At 61.3% G+C, this 25,308-nt stretch carries 20 protein-coding genes; 17 read left to right on the plus strand and 3 right to left on the minus strand.

The features are described 5' to 3' along the window. Positions 1 to 138: 138 nt before the first annotated feature. The gene (gene hemE, locus GJA_RS00440) at positions 139 to 1,221 is read left to right on the plus strand and encodes a uroporphyrinogen decarboxylase (protein WP_038498187.1); all 1,083 of its coding nucleotides are present in this window, start codon (positions 139 to 141) and stop codon (positions 1,219 to 1,221) included. A gap of 771 nt (positions 1,222 to 1,992) precedes the next feature. Next, positions 1,993 to 4,014 carry a primosomal protein N' gene (locus GJA_RS00445; protein WP_038487510.1) on the plus strand — a complete coding sequence of 674 codons (2,022 nt, stop codon included), beginning with the start codon at positions 1,993 to 1,995 and terminating at the stop codon, positions 4,012 to 4,014. Between the two features lie 6 nt (positions 4,015 to 4,020). Here GJA_RS00445 and GJA_RS00450 read toward each other — a convergent pair whose 3' ends face one another. Next, entirely contained in the window at positions 4,021 to 4,917 is an 897-nt protein-coding gene (locus GJA_RS00450) for an ArgP/LysG family DNA-binding transcriptional regulator (RefSeq protein WP_038487513.1), read from the minus strand. Between the two features lie 150 nt (positions 4,918 to 5,067). Between GJA_RS00450 and GJA_RS00455 the strand changes: the two genes are divergently transcribed. Continuing rightward, a complete protein-coding gene (locus GJA_RS00455; protein ID WP_038487517.1) occupies positions 5,068 to 6,507 on the plus strand; it encodes a dihydrolipoyl dehydrogenase in 1,440 nt (479 codons plus the stop codon). A gap of 183 nt (positions 6,508 to 6,690) precedes the next feature. Further along, on the plus strand, positions 6,691 to 7,815 hold the full coding sequence (locus tag GJA_RS00460; RefSeq protein WP_038487519.1) for an HD-GYP domain-containing protein: 1,125 nt from the start codon (positions 6,691 to 6,693) through the stop codon (positions 7,813 to 7,815). Here the strand turns inward: GJA_RS00460 and GJA_RS00465 are convergent. Continuing rightward, positions 7,812 to 8,297, minus strand: coding sequence for an SRPBCC family protein (locus GJA_RS00465; RefSeq protein ID WP_038487522.1), 486 nt, complete (start codon positions 8,295 to 8,297; stop codon positions 7,812 to 7,814). The genes GJA_RS00460 and GJA_RS00465 overlap by 4 nt on opposite strands. Before the next feature lie 186 nt (positions 8,298 to 8,483). On the opposite strand from GJA_RS00465, the gene GJA_RS00470 reads away from it, so the two are divergent. From GJA_RS00470 to rbsD, 13 genes are all read left to right on the plus strand, one after another. Continuing rightward, the gene (locus GJA_RS00470) at positions 8,484 to 10,544 is read left to right on the plus strand and encodes a UvrD-helicase domain-containing protein (protein WP_051780070.1); all 2,061 of its coding nucleotides are present in this window, start codon (positions 8,484 to 8,486) and stop codon (positions 10,542 to 10,544) included. A 29-nt stretch (positions 10,545 to 10,573) separates the two neighbouring features. Further along, a complete protein-coding gene (locus tag GJA_RS00475) occupies positions 10,574 to 10,816 on the plus strand; it encodes a SlyX family protein (RefSeq protein ID WP_242404408.1) in 243 nt (80 codons plus the stop codon). 138 nt (positions 10,817 to 10,954) lie between these two features. Next, positions 10,955 to 13,114 carry a M3 family metallopeptidase gene (locus GJA_RS00480; protein WP_242404409.1) on the plus strand — a complete coding sequence of 720 codons (2,160 nt, stop codon included), beginning with the start codon at positions 10,955 to 10,957 and terminating at the stop codon, positions 13,112 to 13,114. Positions 13,115 to 13,340: 226 nt separating this feature from the next. Further along, positions 13,341 to 15,506 carry a M3 family metallopeptidase gene (locus GJA_RS00485; protein ID WP_038487531.1) on the plus strand — a complete coding sequence of 722 codons (2,166 nt, stop codon included), beginning with the start codon at positions 13,341 to 13,343 and terminating at the stop codon, positions 15,504 to 15,506. Between the two features lie 114 nt (positions 15,507 to 15,620). Further along, positions 15,621 to 15,833 carry a VF530 family protein gene (locus GJA_RS00490; protein ID WP_038487534.1) on the plus strand — a complete coding sequence of 71 codons (213 nt, stop codon included), beginning with the start codon at positions 15,621 to 15,623 and terminating at the stop codon, positions 15,831 to 15,833. 11 nt (positions 15,834 to 15,844) lie between these two features. Then, positions 15,845 to 16,117: a DUF4404 family protein gene (locus GJA_RS00495; protein WP_038487537.1), complete on the plus strand. Its 273-nt coding sequence runs from the start codon at positions 15,845 to 15,847 to the stop codon at positions 16,115 to 16,117. A gap of 343 nt (positions 16,118 to 16,460) precedes the next feature. Beyond that, positions 16,461 to 17,831 carry an RCC1 domain-containing protein gene (locus tag GJA_RS00500; protein ID WP_242404410.1) on the plus strand — a complete coding sequence of 457 codons (1,371 nt, stop codon included), beginning with the start codon at positions 16,461 to 16,463 and terminating at the stop codon, positions 17,829 to 17,831. Positions 17,832 to 18,114: 283 nt separating this feature from the next. Further along, entirely contained in the window at positions 18,115 to 19,068 is a 954-nt protein-coding gene (locus tag GJA_RS00505; RefSeq protein WP_038487539.1) for a sugar ABC transporter substrate-binding protein, read from the plus strand. Positions 19,069 to 19,150: 82 nt separating this feature from the next. Then, a complete protein-coding gene (locus GJA_RS00510; protein WP_038498196.1) occupies positions 19,151 to 20,701 on the plus strand; it encodes a sugar ABC transporter ATP-binding protein in 1,551 nt (516 codons plus the stop codon). Between the two features lie 19 nt (positions 20,702 to 20,720). Further along, a complete protein-coding gene (locus GJA_RS00515) occupies positions 20,721 to 21,710 on the plus strand; it encodes an ABC transporter permease (protein WP_038487543.1) in 990 nt (329 codons plus the stop codon). A gap of 35 nt (positions 21,711 to 21,745) precedes the next feature. Continuing rightward, a complete protein-coding gene (locus GJA_RS00520; RefSeq protein WP_038487546.1) occupies positions 21,746 to 22,792 on the plus strand; it encodes a LacI family DNA-binding transcriptional regulator in 1,047 nt (348 codons plus the stop codon). Continuing rightward, positions 22,789 to 23,685, plus strand: coding sequence for a ribokinase (gene rbsK, locus GJA_RS00525; RefSeq protein ID WP_038487549.1), 897 nt, complete (start codon positions 22,789 to 22,791; stop codon positions 23,683 to 23,685). Before GJA_RS00520 ends, rbsK begins: the two co-directional genes overlap by 4 nt. Positions 23,686 to 23,691: 6 nt before the next feature. Beyond that, positions 23,692 to 24,084: a D-ribose pyranase gene (gene rbsD, locus GJA_RS00530; protein ID WP_038487552.1), complete on the plus strand. Its 393-nt coding sequence runs from the start codon at positions 23,692 to 23,694 to the stop codon at positions 24,082 to 24,084. A 47-nt stretch (positions 24,085 to 24,131) separates the two neighbouring features. On the opposite strand, the gene GJA_RS00535 is transcribed toward rbsD, so the two are convergent. Further along, positions 24,132 to 25,034, minus strand: coding sequence for a sulfite exporter TauE/SafE family protein (locus tag GJA_RS00535; protein ID WP_242404411.1), 903 nt, complete (start codon positions 25,032 to 25,034; stop codon positions 24,132 to 24,134). Between the last annotated feature and the right edge of the window lie 274 nt (positions 25,035 to 25,308).

Genomic DNA, 25,308 nt, shown 5'->3' on the forward strand with positions numbered 1-25,308 from the left:
GGACGGCATAGTGAAAGTGTTTAACTTGCTTAAATGGCAAACTTTCTTTGCTGTCGGTGTTGCTCAGTGGCATCAAACAATGGAAAAGATGGCATTGAATGCGATAATAGAGGTTTCCCAAGCTACTGATTGCCTGCCATGCCACAATTTGCTCCGCTTCAGAATGACACTTTCTTGCGCGCGCTGCTGCGCCAGCCGACCGACCACACCCCTGTGTGGCTGATGCGGCAAGCCGGACGTTACCTGCCGGAATACCGCGCCACGCGCGAAAAGGCAGGCTCTTTCCTGGGCTTGGCGAAAAATCCCGATTACGCCACCGAAGTGACGTTGCAACCGCTGGACCGCTTTCCGCTGGATGCGGCGATCCTGTTTTCCGACATCCTGACGGTACCCGACGCGATGGGCCTGGGCCTGTATTTTGCCGATGGCGAAGGTCCGAAATTCGAGCGCCCGCTGCGCACCGAGCAAGAAGTGCTGGCGTTGCGCGCGCCGGACCTGGACTCGCTGGACTATGTGTTCAACGCCGTCACGCAAATCCGCACGGCATTGAATGGCCGCGTGCCGCTGATCGGTTTTTCGGGCAGCCCATGGACGCTGGCGTGCTACATGGTGGAGGGCCAGGGCTCGAAAGAGTTCCACATCATTAAAAAGATGCTGTACAACCGTCCGGACTTGATGCACCACATCCTGGCGACCAATGCCAAGGCGGTGGCGCAGTACTTGAATGCGCAAATCGACGCCGGCGCGCAAGCCGTGATGATTTTCGATTCCTGGGGCGGCGCGTTGGCCGATGGCGCTTATCAAGAGTTTTCGCTGAACTATATGCAGCAAGTGGTGGCCCAATTGAAGCGCGACAAGGATGGCGTCAAGATTCCCGCCATCGTGTTCACCAAGGGCGGCGGCCAGTGGATCGAGCAAATCGCCGACATCGGCGCCGATGCGGTCGGCCTCGACTGGACCGTCAACCTGGCCCGCGCCCGCGAGCTGGTCGGCCACAAGGTCGGCTTGCAAGGCAACCTGGACCCGGCGATCCTGTTTGCCAGCCCGGAACAAATCCGCGCCGAAGTCGCCAAGGTATTAAATACGTTCGGCAGACCGGCGGCCGGCAACGGCCATGTATTCAACCTGGGCCATGGTATTTCCCAGTTCACCCCGCCGGAATCGGTGGCGGCGATGGTGGAAGCGGTGCATAGCCTGAGCCGGGCAATGCGCGCGGTCTGAGCGGTATCCTGGCCGGCAAGGCCGAAAAGGGCATGTTTCCCAGTGAAACCTGCCCTTTTTTCATTTTGCACGCATCGGGGAAAACCGACTTATGCACAATTTTTTTTGCTGCGGAAATAAGAGGCAGTGAAATTTCCTGGCCTGGGAGTAAGTTGCAAGCTATTGATTTTGAAGGAATTAATTGCCATTGATTTTCTCAATGATTCTGTAATAAGCAATGTTATTCCTTGTGCCGGCGAGCTTATAAGTTCATTGTCCACAAAGTTATCAACAGATTCTGTGGATAAAAAAGAAAAGTACTTTGTTAACCGGCACTTAGCTTTGCTGTTAAGGTAATGCACGAGGTTTATGTTGCAATGCATGATTTTTAGATAATCTCATGGCGCTGCCGTGATGTTTGCATTGCAACAAAATCATCCCGGCCGGGGGCGTACAGCAGGCGGCCAGGGTTTTCTTCATCGAAAGAGCCGGGCAGCTTGAAAAGGCGCCGCTTTTCTTGCAGAATCTGCCGCAAAATACTTCAGTTATGCACAGAACGCGGGGAAAACCGGTGTGGTGTTCTTCCCTAGGGAGGGTTTTTCAAGTAGTTGATTTTAAAGGTGTTTATTTTCGCAATTTCGAGCACTTTGTGCTTATCACAAGTTTCCGTAGTGCGCGATTTGTTCATTCAATTCGCTTTGTCCACAAAGTTATCCACAGTCTCTGTGGATAGTTCAACAGCCCGTAGCGCGAGCGGTTTTTCCGCGTATTTTTTGCAGATTGGTAGTTCAGATGGCGCAGTGCATCCTGAAAATCGCGCTCGATACCCCGTTAAACGCCTGGTTCGATTACCGCTGGATGGGCGAAGCATCCGAGCGGCCGCGGATCGGCCAATTGGCGCTGGTGCCGTTCGGGCGGCGCGAAGTGATGGGTTTGATCGTCGGCGTGTCCGACAGTAGCGACGTGCCTGTGGATAAGCTCAAGGATGTGCTGGCGGTGCGCAGCCAATTGGCGCCGCTGTCGGCCGAATGGCTGGCGCTGGCCGGTTTCGCCGCGGATTATTACCAGCGGCCGCTGGGCGAAGTGGCCTTGCCCGGCTTGCCGAAGAATGTACGCGTGCTGACCACGGTCGCGCTCGACCGCGCCATCAAGAAACTGGACCAGCACCAGGCCGGGCACGACGCCACGCCGTTCGACATGCCGCGCCTCAACGACGCCCAGCAAGCGGCGGCCGACGCCATCGGCGGCGCGTCAGGCTTCAAGCCGACCTTGCTGTACGGCGTCACCGGCAGCGGCAAGACCGAAGTGTATCTGCAATCCTGCGCCCAGGTGCTGGCGCGGAACGAGGGCGCGCAAATCCTGATCCTGGTGCCGGAAATCAATTTGACGCCCCAGCTGGAAGGCAATATCCGGCGCCGCTTCCCCGGCGTCATGCTGGCCACGCTGCACAGCAGCCTGTCCGAAGGCGAGCGCATGCTGCACTGGCTGGCCGCGCACCAGGGCAAGGCCCGCATCATCCTCGGCACCCGGCTGGCGATCCTCGCTTCGCTGCCGCAGTTGAAACTGATCATCATCGATGAAGAACACGATCCTTCCTACAAGCAACAGGAAGGCTTGCGCTATTCGGCGCGCGACCTGGCCGTGTGGCGCGCCTGGCAACTGGGCATTCCGATCGTGCTCGGCTCGGCCACGCCGTCGCTGGAAAGCTGGCACCACGCGCAATCGGGACGCTACCGCAAGCTGGAATTGCGCGAGCGCGCCGTCAAGAACGCGGTCTTGCCGCGCGTAAAATTGCTCGACATGGAGCGCGACAAGCCGAAGGACGGCTTGACGTCGCACCTGGTGGCGGCCTTGAAATTGCGCATGGAGCGCGGCGAACAGTCGCTGCTGTTCTTGAACCGGCGCGGTTACGCGCCGGTGATTTGCTGCGAATCGTGCGGCTGGATCAGCAATTGCACGCGCTGCACCTCGTTCATGGTGTTGCACAAGCCGGAACACCGCTTGCGCTGCCATCATTGCAGCCTGGAATTGCGGATTCCGCGCCATTGCCCGACCTGCGGCAACGTCGATTTGCAACCGCTGGGACGCGGCACGCAGCGCGTCGAAGAAGGCTTGCAGCAATTATTTCCCGAGGCGCGCATCTTGCGCATCGACGCCGACTCGACCCGCAAGAAGGGCAGCGCGCAAGAAGCGTTCGACAGCGTGCACCGCGGCGAAGTCGATATCTTGATCGGCACGCAAATGGTGGCCAAGGGTCATGATTTTAAAAAACTGACGCTGGTCGGCATCCTGAATCCGGATACGGCCTTGTTTTCCCAGGATTACCGCGCCAGTGAGCGCTTATTCGCACAATTGATGCAGGTGGCGGGCCGGGCCGGCCGCGCCGCGCAAACCGAGGGCGGCAGCGTCAGCGAAGTACTGATCCAGACCCGTTATGCGCGCCATCCGCTGTACGACGCGGTCGTCAATCATGACTATGATCACTTCGCCAGCGCCTTGCTGGAAGAACGGGCCCAGGCCGCGTTGCCGCCGTATCTGTTTCAGGCCCTGCTGCGCGCCGAGGCGCCGGAATTGGCGACCGCGATCGAGTTCTTGCAGGCGGCCAAGGACTGCATGGCGCATCCGATGATCACCATCAACGATCCTATTCCGATGAGCATGACGCGGGTGTACAACGTCGACCGCGCCCAATTGCTGATCGAATCGGCTTCGCGGCCGGCCTTGCAAGCCTTCTTGAAAGCATGGCTGCTGATGCTGCGCAGCATGAAAACCCGCGTCAAATGGTCGCTGGAAGTCGATCCGCTGGATATTTGACGGGTCTTACGGTTGCAGCAAATAACGCCGGGCCGCGTTGACCAACTGTTCCGACAACAATTTGGTGAACGGCGTATCGAGCGCCCACGCATGCCAGCTGAGCGGCACGTCCAGCGTACGGCCCGGCGCCAGGTCGATCAATTGGTCGTTCAACAGCGCGCTGGCCACCTGCTTGCGCGGCATCAAACCATAGGCCAGATTGCCGAAGATGGCTTCCCGTAGCGCGGCCGAGACCGGGATGGTGTGATGCGGAAATGGCTGGCGCATCCCCAATGTTTCATCGAGGAAGCGCGCCAGCAAGGCGTGCTGGCTGACCACGGCCGGCGCCAGCGCCACCGCCTCGGCTGAAAAACCGTCGCCGAACCAGTGGCCGGCAAACAGCGGCGTCGCCACGCAGCTATATTGCAGCAGACCCAGCGGCGTCACCGAGGTGGCCGCCGCCGCATCGTGCGCGCTTGCCGCCTGCGCCGCGATGCAGCCGAACACGCTGCCGTCGCGCACCAGTTTTAAGGCCGCGTCGCTGTCGGCCAGGCGCACGTCGAGCTGGCAGCGCGGCGGCGCCAGCAACGGCGGCAAGCTGTGCGGAAACCACGTCGCCAGGCTGTCGGCGTCGATCGCAATCGCGATTTCCGGCATGCTGACGCTGTTGCCGAGGTCGATGTCGAGCGCCGCTTCCATCAATTTGACGTTGCGATGATGCACGATCAAGCGCTGGCCCAGCCCGGTCGGCACGGCTGGCTGGCCGCGCACGATCAATAAGCGGCCGCTGCTGTCTTCGAGCGCCTTGATGCGCTGCGATACCGCCGATTGGGTGATGCCCAGCGCCAATGCCGCTTTTTCAAAACTGCCATGGCTGGCCACCGCATCCAGCACGGCCAGCGCGCGATAATCAAGTTGACCCATTAGCTGTACTTATAATTTTTAAGAACGATTAGTCATACTAATGCATTATTTGCCAACAGGTAAAACCTTATTTGCGTCAAAAGAGTAGTATTGAGTGAAATTCGGCAGCCCGCGTATCTTTCTGCCGCACAACTCACCCTGGAAAACAGCATGAAAACACTGAAAGTCGATGTAGCCGTGATCGGCGGCGGCACCGCCGGCATGACGGCATACCGGGCGGCGCGGATGCACAAGCAGCGCACCGTGATGATCGAAGGCGGCCCGTACGGCACCACGTGCGCGCGGGTCGGCTGCATGCCCAGCAAATTGCTGATTTCCGCCGCCGAAGCGGCCCATGCGCTGGCCGCGGCGCCGGCTTTCGGCGTGCATGCCGGCCAGGTCCGCATCGATGGCCGCGCCGTGATGGCGCGCGTGCGCAGCGAGCGCGACCGTTTTGTCGGTTTCGTGCTGGAAGGCGTCGACAACATTCCCGACGAAGACAAGATCCGCGGCTACGCCCGCTTCACCGGACCGGGCCGGCTGCAAGTCGGCCAGCATACGGTGATCGAGGCGGAGCGCATCGTGATTGCGACCGGATCGACGGCAATCGTGCCGGAAGAGTGGAAAACCGGCGGCGATCGGGTGATTAGCAGCGACGATGTCTTCGACTGGACCGATTTGCCGGCCTCGGTGGCGGTGGTCGGCAGCGGCGTCATCGGCCTGGAACTCGGGCAGGCGCTGCACCGGCTGGGTGTGCGCGTGGCGATCTTTGCGCGTGGTTCCAGCGTCGCGCAACTGAGCGATCCGCTGGTGTTGCAGGATGCCGCCAAGGTATTGGGCGCGCAAGTCGATCTCCGCTTCCAGACCCAGGTCGCGGCCATCGCCAGGGAGGGCGACGGTGTCAGGCTGACCAGCCGCGACGCCGCCGGCGTCGAGCGCAGCGAGCATTTCGAGTATGTGCTGTCGGCCATCGGCCGCAGCCCGAACGTGCGCCAGCTGGGCCTGGAACTGGCGCAGATCGAACTGGACCGGCATGGGATTCCGCTGTACGACCAGCGCACCATGCAGTGCGGCAAGAGTGCGATTTTCATCGCCGGCGACGCCGACAATGAACGCCCGGTCTTGCCGGAGGCGGCCGACCAGGGCCGCATCGCCGGCGACAACGCGGCCCGTTATCCGGACGTGCAGCCGGGCTTGCGCCGCACGCCGTTGGCGATTGCCTTCAGCGAGCCGCAAATCGCCACGCTGGGCGCCAGCTACAAGGCATTGTGCATCAGCCACGCGGGCCGTTTTGCGATCGGCGCGGTGTCGTTTGAAAACCAGGGCCGCAGCCGGGTGATGCTGCAAAACCATGGCATGCTGCGGGTGTATGGCGAGTTCGGCACCGGCCGCTTCCTCGGCGCCGAAATGATCGGCCCGCGCGCCGAACACCTGGGGCATTTGCTATCGTGGGCCTGTCAGGCTAAATTGACGGTGGCGGCGATGCTGGACATGCCGTTTTACCATCCGGTCATCGAGGAAGGCGTGCGCACCGCGCTGCGCGACCTGGCCGCCACATTGGCGAAAGACCCGGCCGACGTGGCCTGCGCCGATTGCACGCCGGGGCCTTGACTGTTGGCGACAAGACAAGAGCAGTGCAGAAATTCTAATTTGGCAACAATCAGTCATGGACAGCGACTGCGGTTTGGTGGATCATCTCCGTCTGCAAAATTGATCATTAGCAACAAATATTGACGCCTGACTCACAAACCGCCCTGTCACTGGGGGAGTGCCGGGCTTGCACACGGAGATACCTTGAAGATTCGACGCATATACGCGGACGAACTCCAGGTCGGCCAGGCGCTGGCCTGGGACGTCCACGGGGAAAATGGCGCCCTGCTGGTGCGGCAGGGGCACGTGGTTGCCAATCAAAACCAGATTGAACTGCTGCTGGAACGGGGCTTTATCGCCGACGTCAGCGATGATGTCGCCGCCACCATTTACCAGCAGGCGCCGTCGGCGCTGCGCTTGCTGAACCTGGCCCATGGCATCTTGTCGGCCGCGCTGCCGGCGCTGCAGGAGGGACAGCCGGATGCGCTGCAACAACTGGAGCAGGCGGCGACACTGGTGCAGGACGCCGTCAAGCTCGATAGCGACGTGGCGCTGGCGTGCATCTTGCACAACCAGGCTGCCGCGCCTTATCCGGTGCGCCATGGCGTCGATACGGCGGTGGTGGCGATCGTCGTGGCGCGCGCGCTGAAACACAGCGAGACTGAAATCAACAGCATGGTACTGGCCGCGCTGACGATGAATATCGGCATGCTGGAGCAGCATGAGCGGCTGGAACAGGAAAAAGAAACGTTGCCGGACGCCGACTGGGCCTACCTCCGCGCCCATCCGCAAGCGGGCGCCGACTTGCTGCGCCGGGCCGGCGTGCACGATGCAGCATGGCTGTCGGCCGTGCTGCAACACCATGAAAATGAGGATGGCAGCGGTTATCCGCTGGGCCTGCGTTCGCTGGAAATCAGCACCGCCGCCAAGATCATCATGCTGGCCGACCGTTATTGCGCACGCGTATCGTCACGCGATTACCGCCAGCAGCTGTTGCCGAACGCGGCGTTGCGCGACATCTTGCTGGAAGCAAATTCAACGCTGAATGCGCAACTGGCGTCGGTGCTGATACGCGAGCTGGGCATCTATCCGATCGGTACTTTCGTCAAGCTGGTCAATGGCGAAATCGGCGTGGTCACGCGCAAGGGGCTCAATTCGACGACGCCGCATGTGCAATCGCTGGTCGGCCCGCGCGGCGCGCGGCTGGACGTGCCGCTGCGGCGCGACACGCGCAACGATTTGCACGGCATCCGCGAAGTGCTGAGCGCCGAACAGGCGGCGCTGGTGTTCCGGCCGGATCACCTGTGGGGCAGCAGCGCCCGAATTTAATTGAGCAAGCCGCCATCGAGCCGGCCTTGCTCGGCCAGGTCGCGCAACACGCGTATCGTGTCGATATCCGATTCCTGGTAAGCCGAACGGCGGAATTCGTCATACATGGCGTTGGCCGCATCGGTCGCCGCGTCGTGGCTGTCGTTGTACTGGAAGCGCACCCACAGGCTACCCGGCGTCGGCGTTTCGATGGTCATCACCAGGCTGGACGCGCTGATATCCTGCTGCGCCGCCACTTCGTAACGCACCTGGATTTGCGGCACCAGCAGCACCGTGTCGGTAATCACCAGTTCGCCATAGCGCAGGCTGCGCTGGAAGCCGCTGTCGTCGCGCGCCAGGATCTGGCATGCGTCCAGGTGCGGCACGAACAGTTTCGGCGATTCGGCGCGCAGCACCAGGCCGCGCCACAATTGTTCGTGGCTCAGGGGATCGATCAGCGGGTTCAGCGGATCGTTGATTTCGATTAAGTGTTCAAATTTCATAATGCTGCCGTCAAGATAAGTGGGGGCGGGTCAGGCCGTACAGCACGGATGGTAACCCAGCATAGCCATTGTCACTATGTTTAGCCAACTGCGATTTTATCAATGGCCGCCATGGTGGAGCTTGATCCAGCGCGACACTGCTACAATGCTGTGCCGTATTCTCTCCTTCTGGAAACCAACTCCCCGATGTCCAACGCGCCCCAATTCGGTCTGAATGTCCCGCAAAGCGAAGCTGTCACTTACCTGGACGGTCCTTGCCTGGTGCTGGCTGGCGCCGGTTCGGGCAAGACCCGCGTGATCACGCAAAAGATCGCCCATCTGATCGAAGACCGCGGCTACGATCCGCGCACCATCGCCGCGCTGACGTTTACCAATAAAGCCGCGCTGGAAATGCAGGAGCGTATCGCCAAGCTGCTCAAGCAGCCGCGTCAGGCGAAACAATTGACGGTCTCGACCTTCCATTCGCTGGGCGTCAAGATTTTGCGCCAGGAAGCCAATGGGGTCGGCTTGAAAGACCGGTTTTCGATCATGGATAGCGACGATTGTTTTTCGCTGGTGCAGGATTTGGCGATCACGACCGACAAGCAATTGATACGTCAGATACAAACCGCGATGTCGCTGTGGAAAAACGGCTTGATCGACCCGGATACGGCGCTGGCGCAAGCCAAGGATGAGGATGAGGCCAACGCGGCGCGCATCTACCGCAGTTATGTGGCGACCTTGTCGGCTTACCAGGCGGTCGATTTCGACGACTTGATACGCTTGCCGGTGGAATTATTCCGCAATAATGAAGCGGTGCGCGACAAGTGGCAGCGCCGCTTGCGCTATTTGCTGGTCGACGAATACCAGGATACCAATACCTGCCAGTACGAACTGGTCAAGTTGATGGTCACCGGCATCAATAAAAAGCCGATGTTCACCGCCGTCGGCGACGACGACCAGGCGATCTACGCGTGGCGCGGCGCCACCGTCGAAAACCTGAAAACGCTGGAAACCGATTTCCCCGACTTGCGCGTGATCAAGCTGGAACAGAACTACCGTTCCACGATGCGCATCTTGAACGCGGCCAATGCGGTGATCGGCAACAACCCGAAACTGTTCGAGAAATCGCTGTGGTCGGAACACGGCCTGGGCGAGCCGATCAAGGTGCTCGGCATGCAAACCGACGAGCAGGAAGCGGAGCAAGTCGCGATCATGATTTCGGCCGACCATTTCGAGCGCAAGAACAAGTTTTCCGATTACGCAATCTTGTATCGTGGCAATCACCAAGCCCGCATCATCGAGCAATGCCTGCGCAAGGAGCGCATTCCGTACACCATTTCAGGCGGCCAGAGTTTTTTCGACAAGGCGGAAATCAAGGACATCATCAGTTATTTGCGCCTGCTGGCCAATGAAGACGACGATCCGGCCTTCATCCGCGCGGTGACCACGCCACGGCGCGGGGTCGGGCAATCGACGCTGGAAGTGCTGGGCGCGTTTTCCGGCCAGTGGCAATGCTCGCTGTTCCAGGCGGTGTTCAAGGGCGGCATCGAAGCCAAGCTGACCGACCGGCAACTGGCGCCGCTGCGCGATTTCTGCAACTTCATCAACGACCTGGAATCGCGCGCCAGCCGTCCCGGAGCGGCCGGCAGCGGCGACGCGGCGGCCGAAGTACTGGACGACATGATGAAGGAAATCCACTACGAATCCTATCTGTACGACGCCTTCGAAGAGCGCCAGGCGCAAAGCAAATGGCAAAACGTGCTGGAATTCGTCAACTGGCTGAAGGAGCGGGGACGCGGCGGCAAGGAGCGCGACGGCGAAGAAAAGAACGTGCTGGAATTGACGCAGATGGTCGCCCTGATGAGCATGCTCGAAGGCAAGGATGAAGAGCAGGACGCGGTGCGCATGTCGACCTTGCACGCGTCGAAAGGGCTGGAATTTCCGCACGTATTCCTGGTCGGCGTCGAAGAGGGCATCTTGCCGCACAAGGGCGACGCCGATGCGCCGGCCGAAACGCTGGGCGCGCGCATCCAGGAAGAGCGCCGCCTGATGTATGTCGGCATCACGCGGGCCCAGCGCACGCTGCACATCACCTGGTGCAAGAAGCGCAAGCGGGCCGGCGAGCAAGTGCATTGCGACGTGTCGCGCTTCATCAAGGAAATGGAACTCGATGTCGGCGACGCCGTGCCGGCCGAGTCGGAAATCCTGTCGCCAAAAGAACGGCTGGCGCGCATGAAGGCGCTGCTGGCCGCACCGAAAATCTAAACCGCATCGTTCGATGCCTGGAGTAGTGCGTGAGTAATGTTATCAATAATGTAGTAAATAAGGTGGTCAATCACGAAGACCGTTTTGTCGACATCGAAATCAAGCTGGCGCAGCAGGAAGACCTGGTCGAGTCGCTGAACCAGATGGTGTACCAGCAAGGCCGCCGCATCGACCAGCTCGAAGCGATGCTGCACAAGCTGGGCGAGCATGTGCGCGATGGCGCGCAGCAGGCTGGCGGCGGTCCGGCCAACGACAAGCCGCCGCATTATTGAGCGTGTGATTGAGCGGATTATCAAGTATGTGGAATATTTTGAAATAATGTTTAAATGACTTTATTGTTTCTTTTTGGTATTATTTGGGGCTGGCCCGCGACACAATTGCGGCTCTTCCTGCGTACCTAGAAAGAAGTCATGACACGTCCACCCATGCTCGTCATCGCCGCCAGCCTGTTGTTGGCGCCCATCGCGTACGCCGTGGCAGCGGCCTCGAATGCGCCAGCCGCCGCCGCTGCGGCGGCCGCGCTGCCTGTCTCGAATCCGTTCGCCAAGCCAAGCAGCCTTCCATTCCACTACCCTGCCTTCGATCAAATCCGCGATGCGGATTATGCCCCGGCGTTTGCCGCCGGCATGGCCGCCCACCTGGCGGAAATCGAGACCATCGCCAACAATCCGGCAGCCGCGACCTTCGACAATACCGTGGTCGCCATGGAACGCTCCGGCCAGTTGCTGGGCCGCGTCGGCACGGTGTTTTCGGTGATGGCCGGTTCCAGCACGAATGAAACGATCCAGGGGCTGGAACGCGAACTGGCGCCAAAACTGGCGGCCCACAGCGATGCGATCACGTTGAATGCGAAGTTGTACCAGCGCATCAAGTCCTTGTACGACCAGCGCGCCAAGCTGGGCCTGGATACCGAATCGGCACGCTTGCTGGAACGCTACCACACCGATTTCGTCCGCGCCGGCGCCCATCTGTCGGCCGCCGACAAGGCTCAACTGAAAGCCTTCAACGGCGAACTGGCCGCGCTGGCGACCAAGTTCAGCCAGAACGTGCTGAAGGACATGAACGCATCGGCCGTGGTGGTCGATACGCGCGCAGAACTGGATGGCTTGACGCCGGCCGCGATCGACGCGGCCGCCGCCGAAGCGAAAAAACGCGGCCTGGACGGCAAGTATGTGATCGCGCTGGTCAACACCACCGGCCAGGCGCCGTTGTCGTCGCTGACCAACCGCGCGCTGCGTTTGCGCATCATGGCCGCGTCGCAAGCGCGCGGCAGCCATGGCGGCGAGTTCGACAATACCCAGGTGGTGCTGGCGCTGGCCAGATTGCGCGCTGAACGCGCCGCGCTGCTCGGTTATCCGAACTATGCGGCCTATGCGCTGGAAGACCAGACCGCCAGGACGACCAGCGCCGTGAACGCCTTGCTGGGCGAGCTGGCGAAACCGGCGCTGGCCAATGCGCGCCGCGAAGCGGACGATATCCAGAAAATCATCGACGCTGAAAAAGGCGGTTTCAACGTGGCGGCCGCCGATTGGGCGTTCTACACCGACAAGGTGCGGGCCGAGCGTTACAGCTTCGACGCATCGCAATTGAAACCGTATTTCGAAATGCACAGCGTGCTGACCAAGGGCGTGTTCTTTGCCGCCGGCAAACTGTACGGCCTGACGTTCAAGCAGCGCACCGACTTGCCGGTGTATAACGCCGACATGCTGGTGTACGACGTGTTCGACGCCAACGGCAAGCAATTGGCGATCTTCACGCTCGACCCTTACGCGCGCGGCAACAAGCGCGGCGGCGCGTGGATGAATGCCTATGTCGGCCAGTCGTCCTTGCTGGGCAACAAGCCGGTGATCGCCAACAACCTGAACATTCCCAAGCCGGAAGCCGGCCAGCCCACCTTGCTGACGTTTGAAGAAGTCACCACCATGTTCCACGAGTTCGGCCATGCGCTGCACGGCATGTTTTCGAACGTGAAATATCCGCGCTTCTCGGGTACCAGGGTGCCGCGCGATTTCGTCGAATATCCATCGCAAGTCAATGAAATGTGGTCCTTGTGGCCGGAAGTGCTGGAAAACTATGCGCGCCACTACCAGAGCGGCGCGGCCATGCCGAAGGACTTGCTGGAAAAGCTGACCGCGTCGGACAAGTTCAACCAGGGCTTCAAGACCACCGAATACCTGGCCGCGGCACTGATCGACCAGCGCTGGCACCAGCTGGCCCCGGCGCACATGCCGAGCGACGTGGCGGGCTTTGAAGCGGCCGCGCTGAAGGATGCCGGCATCGATTTCGAGCCGGCGCCGCCGCGCTACCGCAGCAGCTACTTCTCGCATGCGTTCGCGGGCGGTTATGCGGCCGCTTATTACGGTTACCTGTGGTCGGAAAAACTGGATGCGGACACCGTTGTATGGTTCAAGGAAAACGGCGGCCTGAACCGCAAGAACGGCGGCTGGTTCCGTGCCAAGCTGCTGTCGCGCGGCGGCAGCGCCGATGCGCTGCACATCTACCGCGAATTCCGCGGCCGCGACGCGAAGATCGAACCCTTGCTGGAACGGCGTGGCCTGGATATCAAGTAAGTTGCATTAATAGCTCTCCCCGGCCGGTTCGCCGGGATCACTAAAAACGGCCACCATCGTCTGGCGGCCGTTTTTATTTGGTAAATCGTTTGTAAAGCCGTCGAAAAGCATGCAGCCAGACCGGCGTGCCGGCTGTACCGTGACTCAGTCGTTTGGTGCTGCTATGATCCGACGCCTGGCCCTCGACACAGATCGAGGTTCTTCCCGGCATTCTTTGAAAGATGTTATGAACCGTCCTGAACTGTTAGTTATCGCCGCCAGCATCATGCTGGCCCATGTTGCCCAAACCGCCTGTGCGGCCGCTCCTGTCCGCTCTTCCGCTAGCGCGCCGGCAACTGCCGCGATCGCCGCATCGAACCCGTTCTTCAAGCCCAGCCCGCTGCCATTCCAGATGCCGCAATTCGGCCTGATCAAGAATGAGCATTATGTGCCGGCGTTTGTCGAAGGCATGAAACAGCAAACGGCGGAAGTGAACCGGATCGCCAACAACAGCCAGCCTGCCACGTTCGACAATACCATCGTGGCGCTGGAGCGCAGCGGCCAGTTGCTGCGTCGCGTCACTGGCATCTTCAGCAATATGGTGAGCGCGAATACCAATGACGAGATCGACAAGATCAATAGCGAGATGGCGCCAAAACGGGCGGCCCATACCGACAGCATCCACTTGAATGAGAAATTGTTCAAGCGTATAGAGTCGCTGTACGGCCAGCGCGCCAAGCTGGGGCTGGACGCCGAGTCGCAGCGCTTGCTGGAACGCTACCATAGCGACTTTGTCCGTGCCGGCGCCAAGTTGTCGCATGCGGACCAGGAAAAACTGAAAGCCTATAACGGCGAACTGGCGACACTACAAACCACATTCTTGCAAAATGTCTTGAAAGAAGCCAACGCCAACGGCCTGGTGGTCGATACGCGCGCCGAACTCGACGGCATGACGGCCAGCGACATCGACAGCGCCGCGGCGGAAGCCGGCAAGCGCGGCCTGGACGGCAAATTTGTCATTGCGCTGAGCAATACCACCGGCCAGGCGCCGCTGGCAGTGTTGACCAATCGCAATACCCGCACCCGCTTGATGCAAGCGTCGCTGAACCGTGGCATTCATGGCGGCAAGTTCGACAACCGCGCGGTGGTGTTGAAGCTGGCCAGGCTGCGCGCCGACCGGGCCGCCTTGCTGGGTTACCCGAACTATGCGGCGTACTCGCTGGAAGATGAAACCATCAAGAACACGCAAACCGTCAATACCTTGCTGTCCGAACTGGCCAGGCCGGCCGTCGCCAATGCGCGCCACGAAGCGGCTGATTTACAAAAACTGGTCGATGCCGGCAAGGGCGGCTTCCAGGTCGAGGCGCAAGATTGGGATCTGTACACCGACAAGCTGCGCGCCCAGCGGTTCAATTTCGATGAAAATCAATTGAAGCCGTATCTGGAATTGAACAATGTGCTGAACAACGGCGTGTTCTACGCCGCCAACAAGCTCTACGGCATCACCTTCAAGGAGCGCAAGGATTTGCCGGTCTACCATCCGGACGTGCGCGTGTATGACGTATTCGACGCCGACGGCAAGCCGCTGGCGATCTTCATGGAAGACTTCTATGCGCGCGGCAACAAGCAGGGCGGCGCGTGGATGAATGAATATGTGCAGCAATCGCACTTGCTGAGCAGCCACCCGGTGATCGGCAACCATTTGAATATTCCGAAACCGCCGGCCGGCCAGCCGACCTTGCTGACGTTCGATGAAGTCACCACCCTGTTCCATGAATTCGGCCATGCGCTGCACGGCATATTTTCGAACGTAAAATATCCGTATTTCGCGGGTACCAATGTGCCGCGCGACTTCGTGGAATATCCATCGCAATTCAATGAAACGTGGGCAGTGTGGCCGGAAGTACTGCAAAATTACGCCAGGCATTACCAGACCGGCGCGCCGATGCCGCAGGAATTGCTCGACAAGGTCAAGGCGGCCAAGAAATTCAACCAGGGCTTCATGACCACCGAGTACATCGCCGCAGCGTTGCTGGACCAGCGCTGGCATCAGCTGAGCCCGTCGCAAATCCCGAGCGACGTGGTGACTTTTGAAACCTCCGCGCTGAAAGACGCCGGCGTCGATTTTGCGCCGGTGCCGCCGCGCTACCGCAGCACCTATTTCTCGCACAGCTTCAATGGCGAGTATTCGGCCGCGTATTACGCTTATCTGTGGTCGGAAAAACTCGATGCCGACACCGCCGAATGGTTCAAGGAAAACGGCGGCCTGACGCGCAAGAACGGCGACTGGTTCCGCAGCAAGCTGCTGTCGCGCGGCGGCAGCGAAGATGCGCTGCGGTTATACCGCAACTTCCGCGGCCGCGACGCCACAATCGAACCATTGCTGGAAAGCCGTGGTTTGAACACCAGGTAATCCGGCCTGCCCTGCAATGGCTGACGTAAACGGTCAAGCCGCCTGCGGGCGGCTTTCTGCAAACGGAGCTCATGCAGTACGTGCTTTATCAATAAAATTAGGTAAGATGGAACTATGAGTCAGCAAGATTTGAACGGGGGCACCCTGGAAACGATCGTCACGCGGCTGCAAGCCCACTATGGCTGGGCCGAACTGGGTAAGCGCATCGACATCAATTGTTTCATCAGCGATCCGAGCATCAAGTCGAGCCTGAAATTTTTGCGCAAGACTCCATGGGCCAGGAGCAAGGTCGAACAACTGTACCTGGAGACGCGATTTACCAATTGACGGGGACAAGCATGGATACCAATCTGAAATCATCGCTGCAGGATGTGCGCGCCAAACTGGCCAGCAGCGGTCCGGTCGATGAAGAGCTGGAAGATTTGCTGCTGGAACTCGATGGCGATATCCGCCAATTGCTGGAGCGGCGCGCGGCCAGCGAAGAAACCACCACCACCTATGGCCTGGCCGAACGGACCCAGGAAATCTCGGCCAAGTTTGCCGTGCGCCACCCGCAACTGGAACCGGCGCTGCGCGAATTGGGCCGGATTTTGGGCGATATGGGCATTTGAGCTTGCGACCGTTCCGAAGCGGTCTGCGCGCGCTGCCGTAGCGCCTTTGCTGCCGATGGCGCGCGCCGGCAAATGCCAGCCCGCGCCGGACAACAGCAGTATCGCTTGCTGGCGTTGCCTGGCGGCGACACTTTTTCACGCCTGATCCTTTCGTGCCAGCCCCATTTCCGGCTGTGGCGTGTATATTTGCATTGCTGCCAATAATGCAAGTTACTATCAAGTTGGTAGCCAATGACTGCAAGATGGCGCGAATAGCGCGCAGTATCCATCGTGTTGACTCGACCATGCAAGGAATTGGACCGCCATGACCCAAATACTGCCTCGTTTTTCCTTCCGGATTTTGTTGCCTTTATTTATATTGCTGAGTGCTTGCGGCGGTGGCGGGAAGGGCGATGACAGTACCCCGGCCACGCCCGGCGCGCCGACGCTGGTGGCGATGGTGGTGACGCCGGCGGCATCGACGATGGCGGTCGGCACCAGCAAGCAATTCATTGCGACCGGCACTTATTCCGATGGCAAGAGCGCGGCCGTGACGACGGGCCTGACCTGGTCGACCGGCGCGCTGGCGAGCGTGACCAGCGGCGGCCTGGTGACGGCCAAGGCGATCGGCACCGAAAAAGTGACGGCCACGGCGGGCTCGGTCAGCGCCAGTACCAGCCTGATCGTGCGCGGGCGCTGGCAGACCGCGGCGGCCGGCGGCGCCCATTCGCTGGCCCGCAAGGCCGACGGTACCTTGTATTCCTGGGGCTGGAACCGTTCCGGCCAACTGGGCGACGGCACCACGGTCGATAAATCCACGCCGATATCAGTCGATACGCAAACCAGCTGGACCCAGATCGCCAGCGGCGAATTCCATAACGTCGCGTTGCGCACCGACGGTTCGCTGTGGGCCTGGGGCTTCAACCAGAATGGCCAATTGGGCGACGGCACGATTATCGACCGTTCGGTGCCGGTCAGGATCGGCACCCAGAACAACTGGAAATTCGTGGCGGCCGGCAAGTCGCATACGCTGGCGATCCGCAGCGACGGCAGCCTGTGGGCCTGGGGCCGCAACTTCGACGGAGAATTGGGCGACGGCACCGTGATCGACCGGCTGGTGCCGACCCGCATCGGCAGCGCGCTGAACTGGCTGACGGTGGCCGGCGGCGACACGCACAGCCTGGCGCGGCGCACCGATGGCTCCTTGTGGGCGTGGGGCGGCAACGGCAACGGCCAGGTCGGCAATGGCACGACCATCAGCGCCTTGCTGCCGGTACAACTGGGCACGTCGACCTGGGCCGCGGTGGCGGCCGGCGCCAGCCACAGCCTGGCGATCCGGGCCGACGGCGCGCTGTTCAGCTGGGGCGGCAACGGCAGCGGCCAACTGGGCAGCGGCAACCAGTTCGATTTGCTGGCGCCGACCCAGGTCGGCAGCGCCGCCAACTGGGCCATCATCGCCGGGGGCAGCGCGCATACGCTGGCGCTGAAGGCCGACAATACCTTGTGGGCATGGGGCGCCAACGGTTTGGGCCAGCTCGGCGACGGCACCTTCTTCGCGACCGCGACGCCGAAGCAGATCGGCAGCATCGCCAACTGGGTCGCCATCGCGGCCGGCCAGAACCACGCGGTGGCGGTACAGGGTGACGGCACACTGTGGACCTGGGGCCGCAACCTGGAAGGGCAGTTGGGCAATGGCAATTTCATGAGTCTGAACGTGCCGACCAATTTGCCGTAACCGGTCGCCATCCCGGACAATCTTGTCACCTTGCTGGCGTGGCATGCGCTGGACGATGATGCCGTCACCGATATGACAATCTGATCAATTGCTGAACCTCCGCTATTCTCGATCCGATTTTGCTGCGGTGCACATATTGTTTTGCTTGCACAGATCAACTTCCTTGATGCACTATTCGTTACGCGCAAACGTTTGCGAGGTGTGTTACCTGGCTCTTGGCGCGATGATAACCCTGCATAGCAATGGCAAGAAATTGCCTTAAAACTAATATCTGGAGACTGTAATGACTACTCGTATGCGTTTGAAAATGATCGCCGCCGCCACCCTGGTCTGCGCTTTGCCCGCCTTGCCTGCGATGGCGCAGACGGCGGCCAAGCCGAAAGTCGCGCTGGTGATGAAGTCGCTGGCCAATGAATTCTTCCTGACCATGGAAAACGGCGCCAAGGAGCATCAAAAAGCCCACGCCGCGCAATACGACCTGATTTCGAACGGCATCAAGGATGAAACCGACACCTCCAGCCAGATCAAGCTGGTCGAGCAAATGATCGTGTCGCGCGTCAATGCGCTGGTGATCGCGCCGGCCGATTCGAAGGCGCTGGTGCCGGTGCTGAAACGCGCCGTCGACGCCGGCATCCTGGTGGTCAATATCGATAACCAGCTGGACGCCGCCGCGCTGAAGGAAAAAGGCATCAGCGTGCCGTTCGTCGGCCCCGATAACCGCAAGGGTGCCAAGGCCGTCGGCGACTACGCCGCCAGCAAGGGTTTGAAGAAAGGCGACCAGGTCGCGATCATCGAAGGCGTGTCGACCACCTATAACGCGCAGCAGCGCACGCTGGGCTTCCAGGATGCGATGGCCGCCGCCGGTATCAAGGTAGTCAGCGTGCAGTCCGGCCAGTGGGAAATTGCTCCGGGCAATACCGTCGCCGCGGCAATCTTGAACGCCAATCCGAACGTCAAGGCTTTGCTGGCCGGTAACGACAACATGGCCATCGGCGCCGTCTCCGCGGTCAAGGCCGCCGGCAAGACCGGCAAGGTGATCGTGGTCGGCTACGACAATATCAATGCGATCAAGCCGATGCTGGCCGATGGCCGCGTGCTGGCTACCGCCGACCAGTTCGGTTCGCAGCAAGCCGTGTTCGGCATCGAAGCCGTGCTGAAGGCGCTGGCCGAGAAAAAGACCCAGGCCAAGCTGGGCGGCATGATCGAAACCAAGGTCGAGCTGGTCAAAGGCAAGTGATGTAGCGCGGGGGCGGGCCGCCGTTTGATGCCGGCTGATGCTGGCGGCCGGCCCGCACCGCAATCCTTCACGCGGAGAAAATATGAGTATCGATACCCCCTCGGCCTTGGCCCCGGCCAGGCCCCTGCTGACCCTGGAAAACATCGGCAAGTCGTATGTCGGCCCGGTGCTGGCCGGCGTGGCGCTGCAATTCGTGCCGGGTCAGGTGCTGGCGCTGACCGGCGAAAACGGCGCCGGCAAGAGTACCTTGTCGAAAATCGTGTGCGGCCTGGAAAATCCGAGCACCGGCAGCATGCAGCTGGACGGCAAGCCTTATTTGCCCGGTTCGCGCGGCGCCGCCGAGGCGCTCGGCATCCGCATGGTGATGCAGGAATTGAATTTGATTCCGACGCTGTCGATCGCTGAAAACCTGTACCTGAAAAACCTGCCCCGGCGTTTCGGCTGGATCGACCGCGGCCGCCTGGAGCGCGATGCGCGCGAACAGATGGACAAGGTCGGCCTGACCGGTCTCGATCCGTGGACGCTGGTCGGCGAACTGGGTATCGGCCACCAGCAAATGATCGAGATCGCCCGCAACCTGATCGGCGCATGCCGCTTGCTGGTGCTGGACGAACCGACCGCCATGCTGACCCACCGCGAAGTCGAATTGCTGTTCCTGCAAATCGAACGCCTGAAGGCCGAGGGCGTGGCCATCATTTACATTTCGCACCGCCTCGAAGAGCTCAAGCGCGTGGCCGACCGCATCGCCGTGCTGCGCGACGGCCAGTTGGTGTGCGACGACAATATCGCGACCTACAGCAGCGCCGACCTGGTGCGGCTGATGGTGGGCCGTTCGGCCGACGATGCGGTCGACCTGAGCGGGCGCACCATCGGCGCGCCGTTGCTGCGCGTGCGCGGCCTGGGACGCGGCAAGGTGGTGCAGCCGGCCACCTTCGACTTGCGCTCCGGCGAAATCCTCGGCATCGCCGGCTTGATCGGTTCCGGCCGCACCGAGTTGCTGCGTCTGATCTTTGGCGCCGACCGTGCCGACCAGGGCTCGGTATTGCTCGGCGATAGCGACATCCCGGCCGTGCCCGACTCGCCGAAAGCCGCCGTCAAGGCCGGCATCGCGATGATCACCGAAGACCGCAAGGGGCAGGGCTTGCTGCTGCGCCAGTCGATCGCGATGAATACCACGCTGGCGTCGCTCGATAGCGTCAACCGCGCCGGCTGGCTCGACCATGACGCCGAAAACGCGGTGGCCGACGATTACATCCAACAACTGGGCGTACGTTCGCGCAATAGCCAGCAAGCGGTTGCGGAATTGTCAGGCGGTAACCAGCAAAAAGTGGTGATCGCGCGCTGGCTGTACCGCGATTGTCCGGTGATGCTGTTCGACGAGCCGACCCGCGGCATCGACATCGGCGCCAAGTTCGACATTTACCAGGTGCTGGCCGAACAGGCGCGCCAAGGCAAGGGACTGGTCATCGTGTCCAGCGACTTGCGCGAGCTGATGCTCATTTGCGACCGTATCGCCGTGATGAGCGCCGGCCGCATCGTCGACACCTTCGAGCGTGGCGCCTGGAGCCAGGACGCCTTGCTGTCTGCCGCCTTCAGCGGCTATCTTTCTTCCACCCCAGCCGTAGCGGCCTGATGCCGCCGGAAAGATTCCCATGTCTGCTAATACATCCCCTGCCGCTGCATCCCGCAGCACGTCTCTGCAACGCAGCCTGAGCGGCTTGAAAAGCTACGCCGGCCTGGTCGGCGCGCTGGTCGCCATGTGCGTGTTATTTTCCTTTGCCAGCGAAAATTTCTTCACGCTGGCAACGCTGAGCACCTTGTCCAACGATATTCCGACGCTGGTGGTGATGGCGGTCGGCATGACCTTTGTGCTGATCATCGGCGGCATCGACCTGTCGGTCGGCTCGGTGCTGGCGCTGGCCGCGTCGGTCTTGTCGCTGGCCACCGTGCACTGGGGCTGGCCGGTGTGGAGCGCCGCGCTGCTCGGCATGCTGGTCGCCAGCGTGTGCGGCATGGTCACCGGCATGATCTCGGTCGGCTGGAAAATTCCATCGTTCATCGTGTCGCTGGGCGTGCTGGAAATGGCGCGCGGCCTTGCTTACCAGGTCACCAATTCGCGCACCGAATACATCGGCAGCGCGGTTGACTCGATCAGCTCGCCGATCCTGTTCGGCCTGTCGCCGGCGTTCATCGCGTCGATCGCGATCGTCGTCATCGGCCACCTGGTGCTGACGCGCACCGTGCTGGGCCGTCACTGGATCGGCATCGGCACCAATGAAGAAGCGGTGCGCCTGTCCGGCATCAATCCGAAACCGTCGAAGGTGCTGGTCTTCGCACTGATGGGCTTGTTGTCCGGCATCGGCGCGCTGTTCCAGGTGTCGCGCCTGGAAGCGGCCGACCCGAACGGCGGCGTGGGGCTGGAATTGCAAGTCATCGCCGCCGTGGTGATCGGCGGCACCAGCCTGATGGGCGGACGCGGTTCGGTCATCAGCACCTTTATCGGCGTATTGATCATTTCGGTGCTGGAAGCGGGCCTGGCGCAAGTCGGCGTCAGCGAACCGGTGAAACGCATCGTCACCGGCCTGGTGATCGTCGCCGCCGTGGTGCTCGACACCTATCGTCGCCGTGGCGAGCGGGCCTGATGCCGAGTGATGGCAACGACTGATAACGATTAATTATGGCAACGATCAAGCAAGTCGCGGCGGTGGCCGGGGTGTCCTTTACCACCGTATCGCATGTGCTCAACAATACGCGTCCGGTCAGCGACGATGCGCGCGCGCGCGTGCTGGCCGCCGCCGAGCAATTGCATTATGTGCCGAGCGCGCTGGCGCGCTCCTTGCGCAGCAGCAGCACCGGCACCATCGGCTTGATTATTCCCAACAATACCAACCCGTATTTTTCGGAAGTGGCGCGCGGCATCGAGGACAGTTGTTATGCGGCCGGCTACAGCGTGATCCTGTGCAATTCCGACGATGATCCGGCCAAGCAGCGCGATTACCTGAACGTCTTGCTGACCAAGCGCTGCGACGGCTTGATCGTGGCGGCGCTGGCGGCCGGCGATGGCGAGCTGCTGGGTAAAATGAAAGTGCCGGCGGTGCTGCTCGACCGTAGCGCCGACGATATGACGATGGACGTGGTGCGGGTCGACAACCGCGCCGGCGGCGCTCTCGCGGCGCGCCATTTGCTGGCGCTGGGCAGGCGGCGCCTGGCGTGCATCGGCGGTCCGCAAGACATGGCGATTTCGACCGAGCGCATCGACGGCGCCCGCGAGGAATTGCAACAACATGGCGCGGCGCTGGAGCAGCGCCTGTGCCGCTACGCCGACTTCAGCAGCGCCGGCGGTTATGCCGCCGCGCGCGACTTGCTGGCCTTGCCGGACGGCCTGCGTCCCGACGCGCTGTTTTGCTGCAACGACTTGATGGCGATCGGCGCCTTGCGCGCCGCGGCCGAATACGGCATCGCCGTGCCGCAACAATTGGCGGTGGTCGGTTTCGACGATATCGACCTGGCCCGGTTTGTCCATCCGCCGTTGACCAGCGTGGCGCAAAATACCCGCGAGCTGGGCCGCATCACGGCCCAGTGCTTGCTGGCGCGCATCGCCGAACCGGGTTTGGCGCGCCAGCGGCGCAGCATCGCGCCGGAACTGCATGTGCGCGGTTCCAGTAGCGCAGCAATGGCATCTTTACCTTTATCTCCAACAGAATCGACAGGAATACCGACATGATCGTGGTTATCGGCAGCATCAATATGGACCTGGTCTTGCGCGTGCCGCGCATGCCCCTTCCCGGCGAAACGCTGACCGGCGGCGCATTTCAAACCATTCCCGGCGGCAAGGGCGCGAACCAGGCAGTGGCGTGTGCGCGCCTCGGCGGCCAGGCCGGCCAGCGCGTGGCGATGATAGGCTGCGTCGGCGACGACGCCTTCGGCACGACGCTGCGCGACGCCTTGCGCAGCGACGGCATCGATGACAGCCACATCAGCACCTTGCCGGGCGTGGCGTCCGGCATCGCCTCGATCCTGGTCGACGCCAATGGCCAGAACAGCATCGTCATCGCCGGCGGCGCCAACGATTTATTGAGCCCGGCCCACATCGACGCCGCGCGCGGCCTGATCGAACAAGCGGCGATCGTCGTGCTGCAACTGGAAACCCCGATGGCGACCGTGGAACACGCGGTCAGGCTGGCGCGCTCGCTGGGCAAGACCGTGGTGTTGAATCCGGCGCCGGCGGCAAGCTTGCCGGACGGCTTGCTGGCGCTGGTCGATTACCTGATCCCGAATGAAATCGAAGCGGCCATGCTGGCCGGCATCGACAGCAGCGAAGCGGGCGTGCTGGCCAACGCCTTGCAGGCGCAGGGCAGCGACAATGTCATCATCACGCTGGGCGCCAAGGGCGTGCACGCGGCCTTGTTCGGCGGCAGCCAGGATTTCCCGGCAGAAGCGGTCAAGGCGGTTGACACCACCGCCGCCGGCGACACCTTCATCGGCGGTTTTGTCGCCGCGCTGGCGGCCGGCCAGGATGAAGCCGAAGCGATCGCGCTGGGCCAGCGCGCGGCCGCCTGGAGCGTTACCAAGCCCGGTGCGCAAACCTCGATTCCGCACCTGAACCAGCTCTATTAAGCCGCCATGAAAAAGACTCCTTTGCTCAATATCGCCCTGTCGCAACTGATGGCCTCGCTGGGCCATGGCGACATGGTGGTGATCGGCGACGCCGGCTTGCCGTCGCAGCCTGGCGTGCCGCTGATCGACCTGGCCTTGACGCGCGGCATTCCGGCGTTTGCCGACACGCTGCACGCCATCCTCAGCGAAATGCAGGTGGAATACCATGTGCTGGCCAAGGAACTGCCGGCGCACAATCCGGCGGCAGAGGCGGCCATCGCCGGTTTTGGTTTGCCGGAGCGGCGCAATGTGACGCACGAGGAATTCAAGCAATTGAGCAAGCGCGCCCGCGCCATCGTGCGCACCGGCGAATGCACGCCCTATGCAAACATCATCCTGGTCGCCGGGGTGGTGTTTTAAATCAAAGCGCCGGATGATACATCCGGCGGCCTTATCCGGACGGCTTCTTAGCCCAGCAATCCCATCGAGCCATCCCACAGCAGTTTCAGCGCGGTGACCACCAGCAAGCCGTAGCACAGCCGATAGAGCTGCTCCTGGTTCAAGCGTCCGTGCAATTTCCATCCAGCCCAGACGCCCAGCAGCGCGGCGGGCAGGCAAATCGCCATCAGTATCCAGAAACTGTGTGAAAAGTCTGCGATCGCAAGCCAGGGACCAGCTTTCAGCAGGTTGCCGAACGTAAAAAACAGGCTGGTGGTTCCCGCATAAACTTCCTTCGATAAGCCGAGAGGCAGCAGATACATCGCCAGCGGCGGCCCGCCGGAGTGCGCCACCATGGTGGTGACGCCGGATGCCGTGCCGGCGAGAATCGCCTTGCCGGTGGAGCGCGGACGGATCACGACGGCGCCTTTGCCGCGCCACCACAAGAAGGCGAACAGCAGCGTGGTCACCGCCATCAGGATTTCGATCAGATGGCGATCGACGTATTCCAGCAGGAAGTAACCTGCCCCGACGCCCACGATCAAGCCTGGCAGCAGCAGGGCAAGGTCGGGCTTCGACCAGGTATTCGGTCGCCAGAAGCGCAGCGCATACAAGTCCATCGCAACGAACAGAGGGGCCAGCAGGCTGCCGGCCTTGATCGGATCCATGACCAGCGCCAGCACCGGGATGCCGATAATCGCGAAGCCGCCGCCGAAGGCGCCCTTCATGAAACCGATCGCCATGACGGCCACGACAGAAACAGAAATTAGTTGCAGGCTCAGATGCATGGTGTGTGACGCGCAATGATTGGAGGATTGAAAAAAGGGATAAACCGGCATTGCCGACAACTCGCCGGCGATCGTCAGCGATGTCCTTCGCCGCTCATCTTTTTGGCTCGGAATGTTCTTGAGACATGCACGCGGCCGGCTCACGCAGCGTCGCTTTGTTGACGAAAATAAATATAGCATGTGCCAAAATCCGGCTGATGAAATCCCCTGTTTTTTTGAGGGAATAAAGCGCCGCAGGATTGCCGTGCCATCGAAAATTTTCTCATATAAATCAAATGTTTATCGTGTTCATGGCTATGTGCAAACAGCGCCGGGCGCAGGCTTCAACGGTAGGCGAGCTGGACAAAAAAACGACACTGTATCCCTGCGTAAAACAGGGGTATTGGCAGGCATGCGGCCCGGGGCGTAACCAAGCGTC

Origin of the sequence: Janthinobacterium agaricidamnosum NBRC 102515 = DSM 9628 (assembly GCF_000723165.1) — a bacterium.
Lineage (GTDB): Bacteria > Pseudomonadota > Gammaproteobacteria > Burkholderiales > Burkholderiaceae_D > Janthinobacterium > Janthinobacterium agaricidamnosum.

What these genes read in the sequence shown, in the direction of transcription:
- GJA_RS00470 (WP_051780070.1), top strand. Translation starts at nt 8,484, where the DNA reads ATGTCCAACGCGCCCCAATTCGGTCTGAATGTCCCGCAAAGCGAAGCT.
- GJA_RS00520 (WP_038487546.1), top strand. Translation starts at nt 21,746, where the DNA reads ATGGCAACGATCAAGCAAGTCGCGGCGGTGGCCGGGGTGTCCTTTACC.
- rbsD (WP_038487552.1), top strand. Translation starts at nt 23,692, where the DNA reads ATGAAAAAGACTCCTTTGCTCAATATCGCCCTGTCGCAACTGATGGCC.
- GJA_RS00450 (WP_038487513.1), bottom strand. Translation starts at nt 4,917, where the DNA reads ATGGGTCAACTTGATTATCGCGCGCTGGCCGTGCTGGATGCGGTGGCC.
- GJA_RS00485 (WP_038487531.1), top strand. Translation starts at nt 13,341, where the DNA reads ATGAACCGTCCTGAACTGTTAGTTATCGCCGCCAGCATCATGCTGGCC.
- GJA_RS00490 (WP_038487534.1), top strand. Translation starts at nt 15,621, where the DNA reads ATGAGTCAGCAAGATTTGAACGGGGGCACCCTGGAAACGATCGTCACG.
- GJA_RS00510 (WP_038498196.1), top strand. Translation starts at nt 19,151, where the DNA reads ATGAGTATCGATACCCCCTCGGCCTTGGCCCCGGCCAGGCCCCTGCTG.
- rbsK (WP_038487549.1), top strand. Translation starts at nt 22,789, where the DNA reads ATGATCGTGGTTATCGGCAGCATCAATATGGACCTGGTCTTGCGCGTG.
- GJA_RS00465 (WP_038487522.1), bottom strand. Translation starts at nt 8,297, where the DNA reads ATGAAATTTGAACACTTAATCGAAATCAACGATCCGCTGAACCCGCTG.
- GJA_RS00455 (WP_038487517.1), top strand. Translation starts at nt 5,068, where the DNA reads ATGAAAACACTGAAAGTCGATGTAGCCGTGATCGGCGGCGGCACCGCC.
- GJA_RS00515 (WP_038487543.1), top strand. Translation starts at nt 20,721, where the DNA reads ATGTCTGCTAATACATCCCCTGCCGCTGCATCCCGCAGCACGTCTCTG.
- GJA_RS00495 (WP_038487537.1), top strand. Translation starts at nt 15,845, where the DNA reads ATGGATACCAATCTGAAATCATCGCTGCAGGATGTGCGCGCCAAACTG.
- GJA_RS00445 (WP_038487510.1), top strand. Translation starts at nt 1,993, where the DNA reads ATGGCGCAGTGCATCCTGAAAATCGCGCTCGATACCCCGTTAAACGCC.
- GJA_RS00480 (WP_242404409.1), top strand. Translation starts at nt 10,955, where the DNA reads ATGACACGTCCACCCATGCTCGTCATCGCCGCCAGCCTGTTGTTGGCG.
- hemE (WP_038498187.1), top strand. Translation starts at nt 139, where the DNA reads ATGCCACAATTTGCTCCGCTTCAGAATGACACTTTCTTGCGCGCGCTG.
- GJA_RS00505 (WP_038487539.1), top strand. Translation starts at nt 18,115, where the DNA reads ATGACTACTCGTATGCGTTTGAAAATGATCGCCGCCGCCACCCTGGTC.